This is a genomic window from Metasolibacillus sp. (genome assembly GCF_025291715.1).
Lineage (GTDB): Bacteria > Bacillota > Bacilli > Bacillales_A > Planococcaceae > Metasolibacillus > Metasolibacillus louembei.
This window is the reverse complement of the sequence record NZ_JAMBIZ010000049.1, coordinates 1-15,824: the sequence shown is the minus strand read 5'-3', so window position 1 is coordinate 15,824 and position 15,824 is coordinate 1. Positions and strand designations below refer to the sequence as shown.

Genomic DNA, 15,824 nt, shown 5'->3' with positions numbered 1-15,824 from the left:
ATTGAACCGCCGTATACGGATCCGTACGTACGGTGGTGTGAGAGGACGGGAGTTAATCGCTCCCTCCTACTCTATTGAATAGGATGCACAATATTTGTGACTCCTACCTTATTTCCTTCAGAATTCTCAAAGATGAATCTTCTTAAACGAAAGACTGTTGACTATTAGCAACAAATATTTTCGAGATAGCAACGTTTGGGATGAAGTGATTCATTAATCTTCAAAATCCGTTTTTAAAATGGAATAAATATTAATGTCTATAAATTTCCCTTTAGATTTCTCATATTGCCTTAGCGTCCCTTCAAAGGTGAAATCAAGCTTTTGCAGTACCCTAATGGAATTGACATTATCAGGCTCTACTTTTGCTTCGATTCTATTTAGACCTAAGTTTCGGAAAGCATAATAAAGTAGTGCTTGAATGCCTTCAGGGGCGTAACCCATGCCCCAATAGGCTTTAGCAATATCATAACCAATTTCCGCTTTCGAGTTTTCAAAGTCGATTGAATTGAATCCGCAAGTACCAATTATTTCACGAGTTTTCATTTCAATCATACTAAAGCGAATCGCTTTATTGGCCTGCGCTAAATTTTCTAGAAGTTCAATCATTTCCTTTGCTTGTGTTTCGTGTGTAAAGCTAGAAATGTTCATAAATTCAGTTACATCTGGGTCAGACCAAATTTTAAATAAGCTAGGTGCGTCTGAAACTTGCATTCTTCTTAAATGCAATCTTTTGGTGTTTAATTCTGTTAACAATTCTTTTACCTCCAATATTTTTTATAAATTGAATAAAAAATATGGCCATCTGCGCATAGTTCAGTCCCTTCCAGTTTGAATGGTTTGATTATACCAAAATAAAGGGGGTTTTTGAAAATTAGTAAAAAATATTAACGATGTTTATTAAGGGCAATGGCAATTAGAAACATAAATCAAGTTTCATTTATAACGAAAATCAAACTCTTTTACACTACTATAAAACATTGCTATAATAGGCTTTGCGAATAAATATGAAAGAAGGCGAAAACATGAATGCGTACGATGAATACATGAGACAAGTAACACAGCCAATGCGTCAAGAATTAGTGGATGCAGGTTTTACACAATTAACAACAGCGGATGAAGTGAATGAGTTTATGGCAGAGCAAAAAGGGACAGCTCTAGTTGTCATTAACTCTGTGTGTGGCTGTGCAGCAGGCTTAGCACGTCCAGCGGCGAGCCAAGCGATTGCTGAGGTGAAGCCAGATCAATTAGTGACGGTATTTGCAGGGCAAGACCCAGAGGCGACTGCGACGATGCGTGCGTTTTTTGATGAGGTACCACCAAGTTCACCATCAATGGCGATTTTAAAGGATGGGCAGCTTGCTTATTTCATCCCACGTGAAAATATTGAAGGCTTCCCGATGGAGCAGGTGCGTGACCATTTAACAGACGTATTGAAGCAAGTATGTGCGGAGTAACAGTTGTTACGACAGCTGGACGACCAGATGAATTGTCGGAGAAGTTAGCACAGTTTGTCTGTGAAACGCTAGAAATTGAATTTGTTCCACGTCAAAAGCGCTCCGTTGCGGCACTCAGTCGTGAGCTACAGGCAAATGTTATTGTTGCGGGGAAAAATCGTTATGAATATTATGCGAAAGGTGCGAATGCGCCTTTCTTTTTTCATCCAAATTCTGCGGCATTTCGCTTAAAGCGAGTGGCACGTGGCGAAATGGAGCCACTGCTTGAGGCTTGCCAGCTCAAAGAAGGGGATTCCTTTTTAGATTGCACGCTTGGCATGGGAGCAGATAGCATGCTAGCAGCATTTGCAGTAGGTGCGCAAGGTAAAGTAGTTGGGCTTGAGACAAATCGCAATATTGCCTTTATTGTAAAGCATGGCATGCAAACATATGATACGGCGAAATTGCCTTTGACGGCTTGCATGCGACAAATTGAAGTTATCCATGCGGAAGCAGTTGAATTTTTACGTCAGCAGCCAGCTAATGCCTTTGATGTTGTTTATATGGACCCGATGTTTGAGGAAACGATTGAGGAAGCGAATAATTTTGAAGCACTAAGACAGGCGGGGAGCCATTTAGCTTTGACAGCTGAGTGGATGCAAGAAGCACTACGCGTGGCGAAAAAGCGTGTTGTGTTGAAGGCGCATTATCAGTCCGACTATTTTGAGCGCTATGGCTTTCAGCGCTTTGCACGTCAGACGGCGAAATTTCATTATGGTGTTATGGAGAAAATATAGATTTTATCTATTCTGTAGCTTAGGGCAGGTTCATTAGGAGCCTGTCCTATTTTTGTTTGAAAAATAGGTATAAATTTTAAAAGGTTGACGAAATTTAAATTAGATGATAAAGTTATCTCAAATTAAATTATCTTGAATTCGAGATAAAATTATTTAGTTATGTAAAAGGTGCAAAACGACTTTGAAATTTTGTTTCCTTTTGACATGAAGGAGGTATTTTTCATGGGATTTTTAGATAAATTATTTGGTACAAAAACAGAGGAGGAGCATACAATGGCACAATTAAACATCGGAATTATTATAGGGTCAACACGTGAGGGGCGCGTAAGTCCACAAGTTGCGCAATGGGTAAAGGAAATCGCGGATCAACGTGGAGACGCGAATTATACAGTTATTGATATTGCAGATTATAAGCTACCGTTATTAGGGGAGCCAGGGCAAGATGCGTCAGGTGCAAAAGGCTGGTCAGAAATTATTGCAAAGCAAGACGGCTTTGTATTTATCGTACAAGAATACAATCATTCTATTACAGGCGCTTTAAAAAATGCTCTGGATTATTTACGTGAAGAATGGAACAACAAAGCGGCAGGTATCGTCTCGTATGGTTCTGTAGGCGGTGCTCGTGCAGCAGAGCATTTACGCGGCATCATGGGTGAGCTTTTAATTGCGGATGTACGTGTTCATCCAGCACTATCGTTATTCACAGATTTTGAAAATGGAACAGACTTTAAACCAAAAGCTGTTCAAGCAGATTCAGTAAATCAAATGCTTGATCAATTAATTCCATGGTCTAAAGCATTATACACAATTCGCTAAAGTAACAAGCAAAAGGGGCATGGTACTATGAAAAAACAGACAGCAGGTATTCACCATATCACAGCAATTGTAGGGCATCCACAAGAGAATATCGATTTTTATGCGAGTGTGTTAGGCTTACGCTTAGTTAAACAGACAGTCAATTTTGATGACCCAGGCACATATCATTTATATTTTGGAGATAAAGGTGGAAGCCCAGGCACAATTATTACCTTCTTCCCGTGGGCTAATGCTTATCAAGGGAGAATTGGAGATGGGCAAGTTGGCGTGACAACATATGTTGTACCAGAAGGGGCACTTCCTTTTTGGGTTAACCGTTTAGCAAAATTTTCGATTCCATTCCAAAAAGCGGAGCGCTTCGGTGAGCAGGTGATTCAACTTGATGACCCACACGGTCTGCATATTGAGCTTGTTGCGCGTGCTGAAGGCGAGATAAATGAATGGACATTTGGTGAGGTAACGCCAAAGGTTGCGATTAAAGGTTTTGGTGGTGCTACACTTTATTCAAGCCAGCCTGAAGAAACAGCGAAGGTTTTAACAGAGGTTATGGGTCTTGAGCAAGTAGCGACAGAAGGTGACTATACTCGTTTTAAATCAAATGCAGCTATTGGAAACACTGTAGATATCAAAATGGTTGCAGGCGTACATGGACAAATGGGTGTAGGAACCGTGCATCATATTGCTTGGAGAGCGCAGGATGATACGGATCATTTACAATGGCAACAGCATGTGATGGCTCATGGGCAGCATGTGACAGAAGTGAAGGATCGCAACTATTTTAATGCCATTTATTTCCGTGAGCCAGGTGAGATTTTGTTTGAAATTGCGACAGACCCACCAGGATTTGCGCATGATGAAACCGCTGAAACAATGGGAAGCCAATTAATGCTACCATCGCAATACGAGCAGCATCGCGAGCAACTGGAAAGAACCTTAATTCCAATTGAAGTGCGTGAGCTTGAATCGGAGGAGTGAGCCCTTTGATTTCCATTAACCCTAAAAATAATTCAGAGCGTGACAATTATAAGCTATTGATTGGTAGCATTATACCTAGACCAATTGCATTTGTTACCACACAATCGGAGCAAGGAATTGTCAATGGAGCGCCATTTAGTTACTTTAATATTGTCTCCTCCAATCCACCGATGATTTCTTTAGCGATTCAAAGACCGAATGGGCAATTAAAAGATACAGCGCGACATATCCATCGCCTCGGGCAATTTGTTGTGCATATTGTAGATGAGGATAATGTAGAGCAGGTCAATGAAACAGCCGCTTCTTTACCTGTTACAGAAAGTGAAATTGAGCGTGTTGATTTTACATTAATCGCCAGTCAACAAATTGAAGTTCCTGGCATTCAAGAAGCGAAGGTACGTATGGAATGTCGCCTAGTGCAAGCAATCCCTTTAATGAATGGTGAAGAACAGACGGGTGATTTATTTATTGGCGAAGTGGTGCAATTCCATATAGATGAGGCTATTTATCATGAAGGACGCATTAATCCAAGCAAATTAAACGCAGTTAGTAGGCTTGCTGGATCAAGCTATGCAAAGATTGGTGAGATTTTTGCAATCGAACGGCCAGTGTAGCTTCAGGTAAGTCAATAAAAAAATTGTATTTGGGCTACTTCTTTAAACTGAATAAAGAACATATTCTGTATACGTATAGGTTTAAAAAAGTTTATATTAAGAGGTGGTCTCCTGTACTTTTTAACAAAAGCTTTGGCACTAATTATAGGCAGTATTCTTCTATCTTTAGGTATCAATTTGTTTTTGGTGCCACATGAAATATTAGATGGAGGAACAGTTGGCATTGGATTAATAGCAAATTACTTGTGGGGCTTTAATACAGGCTTAATCGTTATTATATTAAGTGTACCAATATTTATATTTGCGTGGTTTCATTATAGAAACTACTTCTATAATAGTTTACATGGAATGATGCTTTCTGCCTTTTTTATTGATTTTCTATCACCTGTTAGCAATTTAATCGAAATTGAAGCGATATACAGCTCTATTCTAGGTGGTATTCTTGTAGGAATTGGGATTGGCTTGATGTTGCAATTTCAAACAAGCACGGGAGGCTCGGATTTTATTGCCCAATTTTTATGTGAGAAGACAGGTATAAATGTAGGCATTTATATCTTATTGATTGATTCAATTGTTATCATTTTAGGTGGTTTATTACTATCCTCAGAGACATTTTATCTCTCGATTATAAAATTGCTATTTATTGGCATAACTACAAGTCTTGTTACAAGTAGGAAAGGACATGCAGTAGCCTATGAATGAGAGGTATGTAGAGGGACAGCTATACAAAGATAAAAAATTAGAAATACCTGTAAATCTTCTAGTTTTACTTTTAAAGAATAGTATGCTACAATGACTTTGTGCTATTTTAGGTAGCATGTTAAATAAATTGGCATTCTGCTAGTGATTTTTGAAGATACTTATTCACACTGGCGCACGCTAAAGGGCTGCAAGGATGTAGTAGCAGGTTGGGGCTACATTGCTTAGGTTAGAAGGTTTTAGTGGAATTTTACCGCGGTTGGAGATAGAAGAAATAGCTTCTACATTTATATAAGATTCCCCAGATGATTGGGTTGAGACATATTTATTTTACAAGTTACCTATTAAATACTAAAGGGGCGTCTTCTATAATGAGGGCGTCCCTTGTCTAATTGAACGGAAAAAAGCTACGCAACCTGTGCGCAGCTTTCGAAAGAATTAGTCCGTAATACAAAGAGATGCTAAGTAACCTAAAAGTAATAATAAACCGATACCCATAGCAATTGTGCCCATAAAAATGTGCCTCCTTTAACTTGCAATACATATTTACACTATGTATTGTACAATGAATAACAAAAAGATGGAACCTTTTTAACGATAAAACGTACAGATAAGTAAGGATGAAAACACGATTTATACATAAATTGAGGGTGATGATGATGAAAAAATGGATGCAAAGGTTTTTAGTTGTATCTGTCGCATTTTTAACGTTCGGGGTAATTAACCCGAATCATGAAATTTGGCATAATTTAGAGGACGATTTCAAGCCAAATCGTTTGCAGGAGCCGAGCGCTAACGATATTTCTTCTGCTATCCAGCTCGATACGATGCTTTATGAAGAAAATACATCGATTGCTGAATCATTAAAAGGCGCTGCAAAAACACAATCTTACATAAAATTTGGTCCACGCATTGCTGAAAAAATTAGCGGTGAATTCGATACGCGCATTTTTCCGAAAATGGAAGAAGCAATTGACATGACATTAGCACGTTTAGAGGATGACAAAATTCAATACTTAACAATTACTGAAAATCCAAGCGGCGACTATGCCGAACGAATTTTTAATATTCGTGAGCAAGGCAGCAAAGTGGACTTGCTTCGCTTCCATGTGCGCACAGAAAACCGCCCAAATGAAGGCTTTTACTACAACTTCCACTACCACACAAAAGAGGACAACTTCGTCACACACTATAATTTGGGCGAAATTTACTGGTCCAAAAACATGCCGCCAAAATGGATGGCGTAAAACACTCGTTGAAAAACGGGTGTTTTTTTGTCCCCATTCCCATCTGAAATTCAAATATAACATACAAGGGACAACCCACTTCAATTTTTTAACAAAGGGGAGCTTGTATGAAAACAATCGTTAGAGTAGAGAAAAATAAAAATTATACAGTCGTGAATAACACATCTTTACACGATGAACGGCTTAGCTGGAAGGCGAAAGCAATTCATCTTTTTATGTTATCAAGACCCGACAATTGGGTATTTCGTAGTACGGAATTGACGCAATGGGCAAAGGATGGTCGAGATGCCTTCAATTCAGGATTGAAGGAATTACAGCAATTCGGCTATGTGAAAAAAGAGCGGCGTCGCAATGAGCGCGGGGAATTTGAATGGCTGACAACCGTCTATGAAATACCGTGTATGGACAACCCATCTATGGAAAATCCGTGTATGGCTAATCCATCTATGGAAAACCCGCAACTACTAAGTACTAATTTAGTAAGTACTAATTTAGTAAATACTGATTTACTAAATAATGATGATGAGCAGGATGCCTTCACCTTTTATCAAGTAAATGGCTTTGGCAAGCTAACCACATACATCAAGAACAAAATAGAAAAATGGATCAATCAAATAGGGCAGGAGCTTGTAATTCATGCGATGAAGCGAGCAATTGAAAATAATGTGTTTCGATGGAGCTATGTTGAAACAACTTTGCAAAACTGGCTCCACCAACAAGTGAAAACAATCACACAAGCAGAAGCAGCAAAACAACGCCTTGCTGCTAAAAAAACACAAAGTCGATATGGAAAATATGTTGAGACAGTACCAAAATGGTTTTATAAAGAGCCACCATCCAAAGAAACTAAGCCAAGCACAGAAAACGAAGATATCGAAAGGGATTTGGATGCGGAAATGCAACGACTGCTTAAGGAGTTTCGGGAGATGAAATAAAAATGCTAACGGATACTCACGATTAAAGATAGGTGCGAATGTGAAGCAAACATGATTTACTAGGGGGATTCGCACCAGTTAAGCAGATGATTTTCCATTGAAATGGGAAGGGTAGTAGGTTAAACTGATTATAGAAATATATATTATAGTGAGAATTTATGAGAAATAATGATTTTTTGTGAATTTTCACAGTCTCTCTTCGTATGGAGAGAGTGGATTGAAATGTGATATTTGCTATATTAGCATCCGCCGTAAAAGGTCTCTCTTCGTATGGAGAGAGTGGATTGAAATTTAAAAGTGATTTAGGCATCACAACATTTAAAGGTCTCTCTTCGTATGGAGAGAGTGGATTGAAATTCGTATTAAATCATTAAAGAGCGCTGAATTTCCGTCTCTCTTCGTATGGAGAGAGTGGATTGAAATAGCTACGTGATTTTGATGGAGAAACAATTGAAAGGTCTCTCTTCGTATGGAGAGAGTGGATTGAAATTACGTTGAAGATGATGCAGTATTAACTGTTTCTCGTCTCTCTTCGTATGGAGAGAGTGGATTGAAATTCGAATAAAGCACAAGAATTTAATAATGCGCTCGGTCTCTCTTCGTATGGAGAGAGTGGATTAAAATTTGTATTTTCTGTTGGTTGCATCTACCAAATCTGGTTTCTCTCTACATAGAGAAACCAGGTCAAAACATGTACCATAACAATCTTTCTTTACAGTAGAATAATTCTCCTGTCTTTATACCAGTACAAATCAACACAATTCCTACATTCGTTCTATGTAGGAATGTGATATACTAACATTAATAAAATTTCTCGTTTGAGATAATAAGAGTTTGCATTTTCATGCAAGCTTATTTATTTGCTTCATAAGTGAAAAGAAAATAAAGGAGGCTGTATAATGCAACAATATTTACAGCTATGTCAACACATTTTAGAACATGGTAATCGAAAAGAGGATCGTACGGGGACAGGCACAATTAGTGTATTTGGCTATCAAATGCGTTTTAATTTGCAGGAAGGGTTTCCTATTGTAACAACAAAGCGACTCGCATTTCGAACATTGATTGCGTCTGAGCTTCTTTGGTTTTTAAAAGGCGATACGAATGTGCGCACATTGATTGCAGAGCGCAATTATATTTGGAATGAATGGGCGTTTGAGAAATGGGTGAAGTCACCAGAGTACATAGGACCTGATATGACAAATTTCGGGTTGCGTGCTGCACAGGATGAAGCATTTGCTAAAGTGTTAGATCAGCAAATGCAAATTTTTAATGAGCGTATGCTAGCCGATGATGCCTTTGCAGAAAAATATGGGGATTTAGGTCCTGTTTATGGGAAGCAATGGCGTTCGTGGCCTGCTTCAAATGGTGAAACGATTGACCAAATTGCCAATGTGATTGAGCAAATTAAAAATAACCCTGATTCGCGTCGCTTAATTGTGACGGCATGGAATCCCGCTGAGGTTGATGATATGGCATTGCCACCATGCCATGCGTTTTTTCAATTTTACGTGGCAGATGGCAAATTATCTTGTCAGCTTTATCAGCGCAGTGCGGACGTCTTTTTAGGTGTGCCATTCAACATTGCATCATACGCATTATTAACACATCTGATCGCCAACGAATGTGGATTACAGGTTGGTGAGTTTGTTCATACTTTAGGGGATGCCCATATTTATAGCAACCATTTGGAACAGGTGAATGAGCAATTAACGCGTGAGCCAAGGGCATTACCTAAACTGCATATCACAGAAGGAAAATCGATTTTTGATATGACGATTGCAGATATTAAGCTAGAAGGCTATGACCCACATCCGTCAATTAAGGCACCGATTGCGGTTTGATAGCTTAGAGGGAGAAAGTTTAATGTCAAAAGTTCATACAATTGATAAAAAACATCTTGAACAGTTAGTAACAAGTTGCCAAGCAGAGTTACTTGTGAGTGAGCCTATTTTATTTCACTATCCAGATACACTTGTTGGAAAAGATGTAGACTGGGATAATTATACCAATAGAATAAAGCTGTTAAATGCCGATTTACTTAGACGCTTAAAACATAATGCTAATATTTATGCAATTCATGTTAAAGAGAAGAATTCAAGTTGGCAGGTAGTTTACATAGGTCAAAGGAAATCGAAGAATATACGTGAAAGAATGATTCAACATTTGGTCAAGAAAAATAAATCAACAGGATCTAAATTATTAGAAGTAAAGGATATTATTTTAAATGGCGGACAAATAGGGGTGTCATTTACAAAAGTTGAACCAGAATCTCTAAGGCTTTATGTTGAAGAAACAATTATTCAACAAAATAGTCAAGTCCTCATTTGGAATAAACATAAATAATTTTTGTTGCTATTTTCAAAAGCAATATATTTTAGAAAGATGAAAAATCAAAAGAATTAAAGTGAAGTGCGAATGTGAAGCGAACATGATTTTACAGGGGGATTCGTACCAAAAAGAAGTGACATTTTCCATTTGTATGGGAAATTAATCGGGTTAATATTACCGTATAAATTTATTTTTAAGTGAAAAACCATGATAAATAATATTTTTATGCGTTTTTTCACAGTTTCTCTCTGCATAGAGAGAATGGATTGAAATAGTTAAAGCAGTAACGGATTTATTAGAGCGAATCAGTTTCTCTCTGCATAGAGAGAATGGATTGAAATACCATTTTCACCAAGAAATTTACTGAAAAATTTGTTTCTCTCTGCATAGAGAGAATGGATTGAAATATTTAAGAAAGATAAGGATATCGGAATCAATCGAGGTTTCTCTCTGCATAGAGAGAATGGATTGAAATACCATCATAACGTTTATTCGTGTTCGAACGATTTAGTTTCTCTCTGCATAGAGAGAATGAATTGAATTTGGCATCCAAAGCAATCTCTACTTCAAAGGTCAAACATTTCCCACTACACAAAAAAAGCTATCTGACAAAGTCATCATACTCTGTTAGATAGCTTTTTCATTATAATCATTTATACATGTGAAACATGAACTGAGTTAGCTATTCCTCTAAATTCTCCGACATCCATTGCAGCTGCTGTTCTAGTTCCTGTAGCATAGAAAGTTTTGCTTGCAATTGCTTCTCCACAATAACCGATTGTCTAAACAGGTCCTGTGTATGTGCCTCTAAATCGCTAAGAGAGGGTGGGGGAGCTTGTTGTTGGAGTGAGTTGGCAGCTTGCTCTAGCTGTTTGGTTGCGGATGTTAGTTGCTGCGATATTTGCTCGAAAAATGCAATTAGCTTTTGCTCACTAACGCTTTGCTTGGCAGTGGAAGCTTGCTGCAATTGATTTTTGGCTGTAGTAAGCTGTTTGTTTTGTGCACGGAGCTTGTTTTTTTCGTCGAGTAGTGAGGCGATTTGAGCGATTTTTTTGCGGCGTTCGATTTTTAAAGCTTGAATTGTTTGCTTGTAGTGCAATGCTTGCTGCTGCCAGTCCTTTTCTTTTTGTCTGAGCTGTGCGGCAAGGTTTTTCTTGTCCTGCTCTAATTCGAGAATAGTGGTGTAATGCTTATATTTTTCGTATTGGGCGAGCTTTTCCTCTAAATGCGCAATAATCTGTTTGAGCTCTTCGTTTGTCAAATGTATGCCTCCTTTCTAGGGGAGTTGTTCAAGCAATTGTTCAAACTGCTGCTGTTGCTTTTGAATGAGGGCATCAAGCGCAGCGATGGCCTCCGTATCATCAGATGAAGGGGCATTTTGCAATAAGCACCGAAGCACGAGTTGTAATGTTTCCTTTTCTAAATACATAAAGCTTGTATCGCCGCGCTCCGTTATCAATTTTTTCATATTAAGTTCCCTCCACCTCGTCCGCTGCATATCCTACACTAGCAATATGCAATGGGTTAATGACCATAAGCCCCTCTGGTATTTCGTCGCAGTATGTCCAGCCTTCTATTAAGCCAGAATACGGTTTTTGGTGTGACCATGTAAGCTGAAAGTGAGGGAAGATAATCATTTCATTTGGTGCGATGACGGTTTCATTGACAGGCTTGAACCAAAATTCCTCCTTGCTTTTTTCATCATTAAAACGCTGCCAAACGAGCTGGTCTTGAAAGGATTGTGTGATGCGGCTTGTCATATATTTACCCGAAAAGAAAAAGGGTGTCTGTTTATGTAGCTTTAAATAAATAGAAGGGTTTGTAATAGGTTGTGTGCCAACATTCCAAATATGGTAAGAGCCTAGGCAGAAGTTTTCTTCCTCTGCTTGATGGGCAATCGTCATGGAGCTGGTGAAATAGCTGACGAGCTGTGGTCGCGCTAGTCGCTCTTGAATTTGGGCGATGTAGCCTGTCGTTTGCTCTTCCAACTGTTTGATTTTTTCCATAATGTGCATCGGTGTGCCTCCTTTAAAAAAGAAAGAAAGAGAGGGCGAGCCTCTCTTTACAATATGCTGTTATCTCTATGATTAGCAGCTGCTTGGGAAAATATTTCCGCATTTTTGCGGACGTGCTGCTTGTGAACAGCCTGTTACGATGTCTGCGCGTGGCTCGCAGTATTCTGCTAAAAATTCAACCGTCACTGGGAATGTCGATTGAATGCTTTGACACACGCTTACTGTAATCGATAAGTTTGAGAATGTAATTGTTGGCGTACCACCTGGTGGGAAATCAGGTGTAATAGCGCCTGTTGAACACACGAAGCAATCTAAATCTGTGTACGTAACCGAAACATCTGTCCCATGTGGTGCACATAATGTAATTTGCTCACAGCGTGAAATGTTAAATGGCGCACTTTCATAAACAACACAGTTTGCTGTTCTTACAGTAATTGTTACCACAAAATTTTTCTGAATCGTTAATTGCTGCATCGTAACGTTTTTGCCACCCATTGTAAAGCAGCGATTTTCACGATTCAAAATAACAACAGGATTCGTTGGCGCTGGCACGACATTACATTGAATAGATGCATTTGTTAAATCGACAGTTGGTGGCAATGTTGGGAACGAAACAGCTCCTTGAGGCGTAAGCTCAAAAGTAAGTTCCTTCATAATCCAATCATATACCTTGTCGACATTAATGCATATTAACTCGCGTACCTGCGATGTCTTATTTTCTTGCATGTTTTGTTGACACCTCCATAAAAGTTTTTCTTTCGTTTGTATCATATGACATGACGCTAAACGTATATAGGCAGAGAGAATAGGCTCTCTAATTTTGCGCTATTCTGTTTAAAAAATATTGCAATTCAGCACATTGTTGGTTAGACTTTTGCGCTTGCGCTCCAAAACTCCTCTTCAAAATCTGTGACACACTCGCTGAATCAAAATAAACTATGTTATGAATAGAAAGGAGGGATATTCATGAGCGATACGAATCGCCATTCAAAACGGCAATTTGAGACATTACATTCGCAAATTGCCGAATGCAAGGAAAAGCTAACGAAAGTGCAAAATAGCAATACAAAGGAAGAGATTTTAGAAATGAAACAACGCATCGAGCGTTTGAAAAATCAGTTACCACAAATAGACAAAAAACAACCGCCTGTAGAAAGAAAAGTATCGAGCTTTATGGAATTAGCGAAAGCGGAGCAGGAAGCGCCACCATGCCAAGTGATAGATGCTTCACAGGAGCTTTCTTTCAGCCAATTGCAAAAAATCCTGCAGCCGATACAAGCTGCAGAAGAAAATAAAATAGAAGAACCACTCATCCAATACGAAGAGGACAATGCATTTGGCACAAAGCATTTTAACGAAAACTATTTCCAATCAATCCATGAGCAGTCAAACACTTTGCATAATGGGTCATACCATAAAATTCATACAAACACCTATGCCAATATGCTATTAACGGAAAAGACGAATGCACAAGTGCTTGTTCAGCCAGCTATGGTTACCCCAAACGCACTAGTAAATGAAGTAGTGAAGCAAAATACTATAGCACCAATAACGACAAATATGGAGCAACAAGCACCTCAAAAAATGGAACAACAAACTTCATATAATACAGCGCTGAAACAACTAGAGGAACAGCCAGTAATCTTGGGAGAACCGAGGTCAATAGAACAGCAGCCTGTAATTGAAGAAGAGCCAAAGCAAATAGAGGAGCAGCTTTCAACAGCGCAAGAGCCGAAGGAAACCGAACAGCAGCCAGTAATCGAAGAAGAGCCACAACAAACCAAACAGCAACCTTCAATTGAAGAAGAGCCAAAGCAAATAGAACAACAGCTTTCAATTGTAAAAGAACCACAACAAATAGAGCAGCAAAATTCAATAGAGGAAGAGCCGCAAGAAACAGAACAGCAGCCTTTAATCGAAGAAGAATCGCAGCCTTTAACAGAGGAAGAATTGAAACAAGTTGAACAGCAACCTTCAACAGAGGAAGAATTTCAACAAATAGAACAACAATCCTCAATCCAAGAAGAACCTACACAAACAGAAGAGCCAGCCTTCATTTCAGTACAACTCGAATCTCCTATACATCAGCTTGAACCGAGCATGGTGGAACAGCTAGAAACACCTAACATCCAAGAAGCACAAAACGATGATGAAGCACCTAAAAAGGAGAAGTATGCGTCGTTTTGGAATTTCTTTAGACGAAAAAGATAAAAGAAAACATCTTGCTCGTTTAGTTGTTAGCCCTTCACTCCTTTCTATCCGTGAATAGGATAAAGACGAAAGGAGGTGGAACAATGACAAATAAATATTTCAGACAGCATAGCGGGTGCGGTTGTTCGGGAGGTGGCGGTTCGTGCGGACGTTCAGGTTCTGCGAATTGTACATCTAGCGGACCGTTCCAAGCGATTGATCAGGCTTGTATCGTAACGCCACCAGGTAACGGTGTGACAGGTGGATCAATTATTCCATTTTCTTCTGGTACAATACCAGCAGTTTTAACTACACTTGTAGGTGGTTTAGTTGGAACAGGGAGCTTGGTAGGCTTTGGTACGTCTGTGCCAGGTGTTTCTATATTAGGTGGTGCGATTACCTTACCACTTGGAACACTTGCATTACCTGTAACAGAGGCGTTCTCAGTGCCGCGTGCAGGTACATTAACAGCAATTTCCGCATCGTTTACAGCAACGGTTTTAGCTGCATTAGGTAGCTACACAGTGAATGCACAAGTATACCGTGCACCAGCAGGTAGCACAACGTATACTGAATTAGTTGGCGCAACGGTTGATTTGAGCCCAGATTTAACAGGTCCTATTGCATTAGCACAAACAGTACAAGGAACTGCAACATTACCGTCAATTCCAGTAGCAGCAGGTGACACATTAATTATGGTATTTACAGCATCAGGCACTGGTGCATTATTAGATGCGGCTATTATTACAGGTACAGCAAGTGCTGGTTTAAATATCGCATAAGTTTGGCAAAGCTGTGTGGAAAGTAGGCAAATGAGCCACTTTCTGCATGGCTATTATTGCTGTCTGCATTTTTTCAGTATATGCTTATAAATAGGAGGGGTCTAAATGATTTCATTAATCGTAGCACATGATAAAAATCGAGTAATAGGCTATAAAAACGAGATGCCTTGGCATTTACCAGGAGATTTAAAGTATTTTAAGGAAATGACAATGGGCAAACCTGTCATCATGGGACGCAAAACATTTGAATCCATCGGCAAAGCACTACCAGGAAGACGCAATATTGTGATTACACGCAATGCGGCATATGTGGCAGACAATATTGAAGTAGTGGGAAGCTTAGAGGAGGCATTAGCATTGGTTCAGGACGAGCCTGAAATTATGGTAATTGGTGGCGAACAAATTTTTAAGCTGGCATTAGCGCTAGCGGATCGTTTATACATTACTGAGATTGATTATGCATTTGAGGGTGATACATATTTCCCTGCATATGAGGGCTGGCAGCTTGTGAGTGAACGTGAGCCAGTACAAGCGAAGGAAGGCTATTTCTTCACGTATTGTATTTATGAAAAATAATCGAGTAGCTGTAGGAGCGCTTTCCTGCAGCTATTTTTTTGAACAATTTGTGAAATTAAAAAAAGGGGCTTTTCTTTTTTTGAGAAAGGTGTAGAATATGAATTAAGAAATTGTTATAAAACAGATTATATTTTATTTATCTGTTATAATACTAAAATAAACTGAATGGAGGCTTTTCAAATGTGGGTAATTACAGTATTTGAGCAACAAAACGTTCGTATTTTTGAGTACACTAACAAAGACGAGGCAACGCAAGCATTACAACGCTTCAGCAAAAACGCAGTATTATCATACATGAAATAAGTAAAAGAGTAGCAGGGGAATGTACCTTAATATGGTCCCTTAGTCAAGGACAAATGTAAAAAAGGGTTTAGGCTGCTAAGAGATGGTTTCTGTATTGTACAGGAGCCATCT

General features: G+C 39.0%; 19 protein-coding genes and 2 CRISPR repeat arrays. Of the genes, 14 read left to right on the top strand and 5 right to left on the bottom strand.

Going from position 1 to position 15,824, the window contains the following annotated elements:
• Positions 1 to 213: 213 nt before the first annotated feature.
• Positions 214 to 753 (bottom strand): GNAT family N-acetyltransferase, encoded by a 540-nt coding sequence (locus M3Z76_RS18955; protein ID WP_293929714.1) that lies wholly within the window; start codon positions 751 to 753, stop codon positions 214 to 216.
• A gap of 269 nt (positions 754 to 1,022) precedes the next feature.
• Between M3Z76_RS18955 and M3Z76_RS18950 the strand changes: the two genes are divergently transcribed.
• The 10 genes from M3Z76_RS18950 to M3Z76_RS18905 all read left to right on the top strand — a co-directional run bounded on the left by M3Z76_RS18950 (position 1,023) and on the right by M3Z76_RS18905 (position 9,862).
• Complete coding sequence (locus tag M3Z76_RS18950; RefSeq protein WP_293929715.1) at positions 1,023 to 1,454, top strand: BrxA/BrxB family bacilliredoxin; 432 nt, start codon at positions 1,023 to 1,025, stop codon at positions 1,452 to 1,454.
• On the top strand, positions 1,442 to 2,230 hold the full coding sequence (locus M3Z76_RS18945; protein ID WP_293929716.1) for a class I SAM-dependent methyltransferase: 789 nt from the start codon (positions 1,442 to 1,444) through the stop codon (positions 2,228 to 2,230). The genes M3Z76_RS18950 and M3Z76_RS18945 overlap by 13 nt, the downstream gene beginning before the upstream one ends.
• Positions 2,231 to 2,452: 222 nt before the next feature.
• Complete coding sequence (locus M3Z76_RS18940; RefSeq protein ID WP_293929717.1) at positions 2,453 to 3,046, top strand: NADPH-dependent FMN reductase; 594 nt, start codon at positions 2,453 to 2,455, stop codon at positions 3,044 to 3,046.
• 27 nt (positions 3,047 to 3,073) lie between these two features.
• Positions 3,074 to 4,021: a ring-cleaving dioxygenase gene (locus M3Z76_RS18935; RefSeq protein WP_293929718.1), complete on the top strand. Its 948-nt coding sequence runs from the start codon at positions 3,074 to 3,076 to the stop codon at positions 4,019 to 4,021.
• A 5-nt stretch (positions 4,022 to 4,026) separates the two neighbouring features.
• The gene (locus M3Z76_RS18930; RefSeq protein ID WP_293929719.1) at positions 4,027 to 4,635 is read left to right on the top strand and encodes a flavin reductase family protein; all 609 of its coding nucleotides are present in this window, start codon (positions 4,027 to 4,029) and stop codon (positions 4,633 to 4,635) included.
• Between the two features lie 111 nt (positions 4,636 to 4,746).
• Entirely contained in the window at positions 4,747 to 5,337 is a 591-nt protein-coding gene (locus M3Z76_RS18925) for a YitT family protein (RefSeq protein WP_293929732.1), read from the top strand.
• A 656-nt stretch (positions 5,338 to 5,993) separates the two neighbouring features.
• On the top strand, positions 5,994 to 6,581 hold the full coding sequence (locus M3Z76_RS18920; protein WP_293929720.1) for a YpjP family protein: 588 nt from the start codon (positions 5,994 to 5,996) through the stop codon (positions 6,579 to 6,581).
• A gap of 107 nt (positions 6,582 to 6,688) precedes the next feature.
• Positions 6,689 to 7,516 (top strand): DnaD domain-containing protein, encoded by an 828-nt coding sequence (locus tag M3Z76_RS18915; protein WP_293929721.1) that lies wholly within the window; start codon positions 6,689 to 6,691, stop codon positions 7,514 to 7,516.
• Positions 7,517 to 7,707: 191 nt separating this feature from the next.
• Positions 7,708 to 8,140: a CRISPR direct-repeat array (repeat unit 33 nt; unit sequence GTCTCTCTTCGTATGGAGAGAGTGGATTGAAAT).
• A 275-nt stretch (positions 8,141 to 8,415) separates the two neighbouring features.
• Positions 8,416 to 9,360, top strand: a complete 945-nt coding sequence (locus M3Z76_RS18910) for a thymidylate synthase (RefSeq protein ID WP_293929722.1) — start codon at positions 8,416 to 8,418, stop codon at positions 9,358 to 9,360.
• Positions 9,361 to 9,382: 22 nt separating this feature from the next.
• Complete coding sequence (locus M3Z76_RS18905; RefSeq protein WP_293929723.1) at positions 9,383 to 9,862, top strand: hypothetical protein; 480 nt, start codon at positions 9,383 to 9,385, stop codon at positions 9,860 to 9,862.
• 225 nt (positions 9,863 to 10,087) lie between these two features.
• Positions 10,088 to 10,391: a CRISPR direct-repeat array (repeat unit 34 nt; unit sequence GTTTCTCTCTGCATAGAGAGAATGGATTGAAATA).
• 138 nt (positions 10,392 to 10,529) lie between these two features.
• Here the strand turns inward: M3Z76_RS18905 and M3Z76_RS18900 are convergent.
• The 4 genes from M3Z76_RS18900 to M3Z76_RS18885 all read right to left on the bottom strand — a co-directional run bounded on the left by M3Z76_RS18900 (position 10,530) and on the right by M3Z76_RS18885 (position 12,588).
• Positions 10,530 to 11,108: a hypothetical protein gene (locus tag M3Z76_RS18900; protein ID WP_293929724.1), complete on the bottom strand. Its 579-nt coding sequence runs from the start codon at positions 11,106 to 11,108 to the stop codon at positions 10,530 to 10,532.
• A gap of 15 nt (positions 11,109 to 11,123) precedes the next feature.
• On the bottom strand, positions 11,124 to 11,315 hold the full coding sequence (locus M3Z76_RS18895; RefSeq protein WP_293929725.1) for a hypothetical protein: 192 nt from the start codon (positions 11,313 to 11,315) through the stop codon (positions 11,124 to 11,126).
• A 1-nt stretch (position 11,316) separates the two neighbouring features.
• Positions 11,317 to 11,862 (bottom strand): hypothetical protein, encoded by a 546-nt coding sequence (locus M3Z76_RS18890; RefSeq protein ID WP_293929726.1) that lies wholly within the window; start codon positions 11,860 to 11,862, stop codon positions 11,317 to 11,319.
• Positions 11,863 to 11,934: 72 nt separating this feature from the next.
• Positions 11,935 to 12,588 carry a BMQ_0737 family morphogenetic spore coat protein gene (locus M3Z76_RS18885; protein WP_293929727.1) on the bottom strand — a complete coding sequence of 218 codons (654 nt, stop codon included), beginning with the start codon at positions 12,586 to 12,588 and terminating at the stop codon, positions 11,935 to 11,937.
• A 240-nt stretch (positions 12,589 to 12,828) separates the two neighbouring features.
• Here M3Z76_RS18885 and M3Z76_RS18880 point away from each other — a divergent pair, with 240 nt between their 5' ends.
• The 4 genes from M3Z76_RS18880 to M3Z76_RS18865 all read left to right on the top strand — a co-directional run bounded on the left by M3Z76_RS18880 (position 12,829) and on the right by M3Z76_RS18865 (position 15,713).
• Positions 12,829 to 14,073, top strand: coding sequence for a hypothetical protein (locus M3Z76_RS18880; protein WP_293929728.1), 1,245 nt, complete (start codon positions 12,829 to 12,831; stop codon positions 14,071 to 14,073).
• Positions 14,074 to 14,156: 83 nt separating this feature from the next.
• Entirely contained in the window at positions 14,157 to 14,834 is a 678-nt protein-coding gene (locus tag M3Z76_RS18875) for an exosporium glycoprotein BclB-related protein (protein WP_293929729.1), read from the top strand.
• 105 nt (positions 14,835 to 14,939) lie between these two features.
• Complete coding sequence (locus tag M3Z76_RS18870; protein WP_293929730.1) at positions 14,940 to 15,410, top strand: dihydrofolate reductase; 471 nt, start codon at positions 14,940 to 14,942, stop codon at positions 15,408 to 15,410.
• A gap of 180 nt (positions 15,411 to 15,590) precedes the next feature.
• On the top strand, positions 15,591 to 15,713 hold the full coding sequence (locus M3Z76_RS18865) for a hypothetical protein (protein WP_293929731.1): 123 nt from the start codon (positions 15,591 to 15,593) through the stop codon (positions 15,711 to 15,713).
• The last annotated feature ends 111 nt before the right edge of the window (positions 15,714 to 15,824 follow it).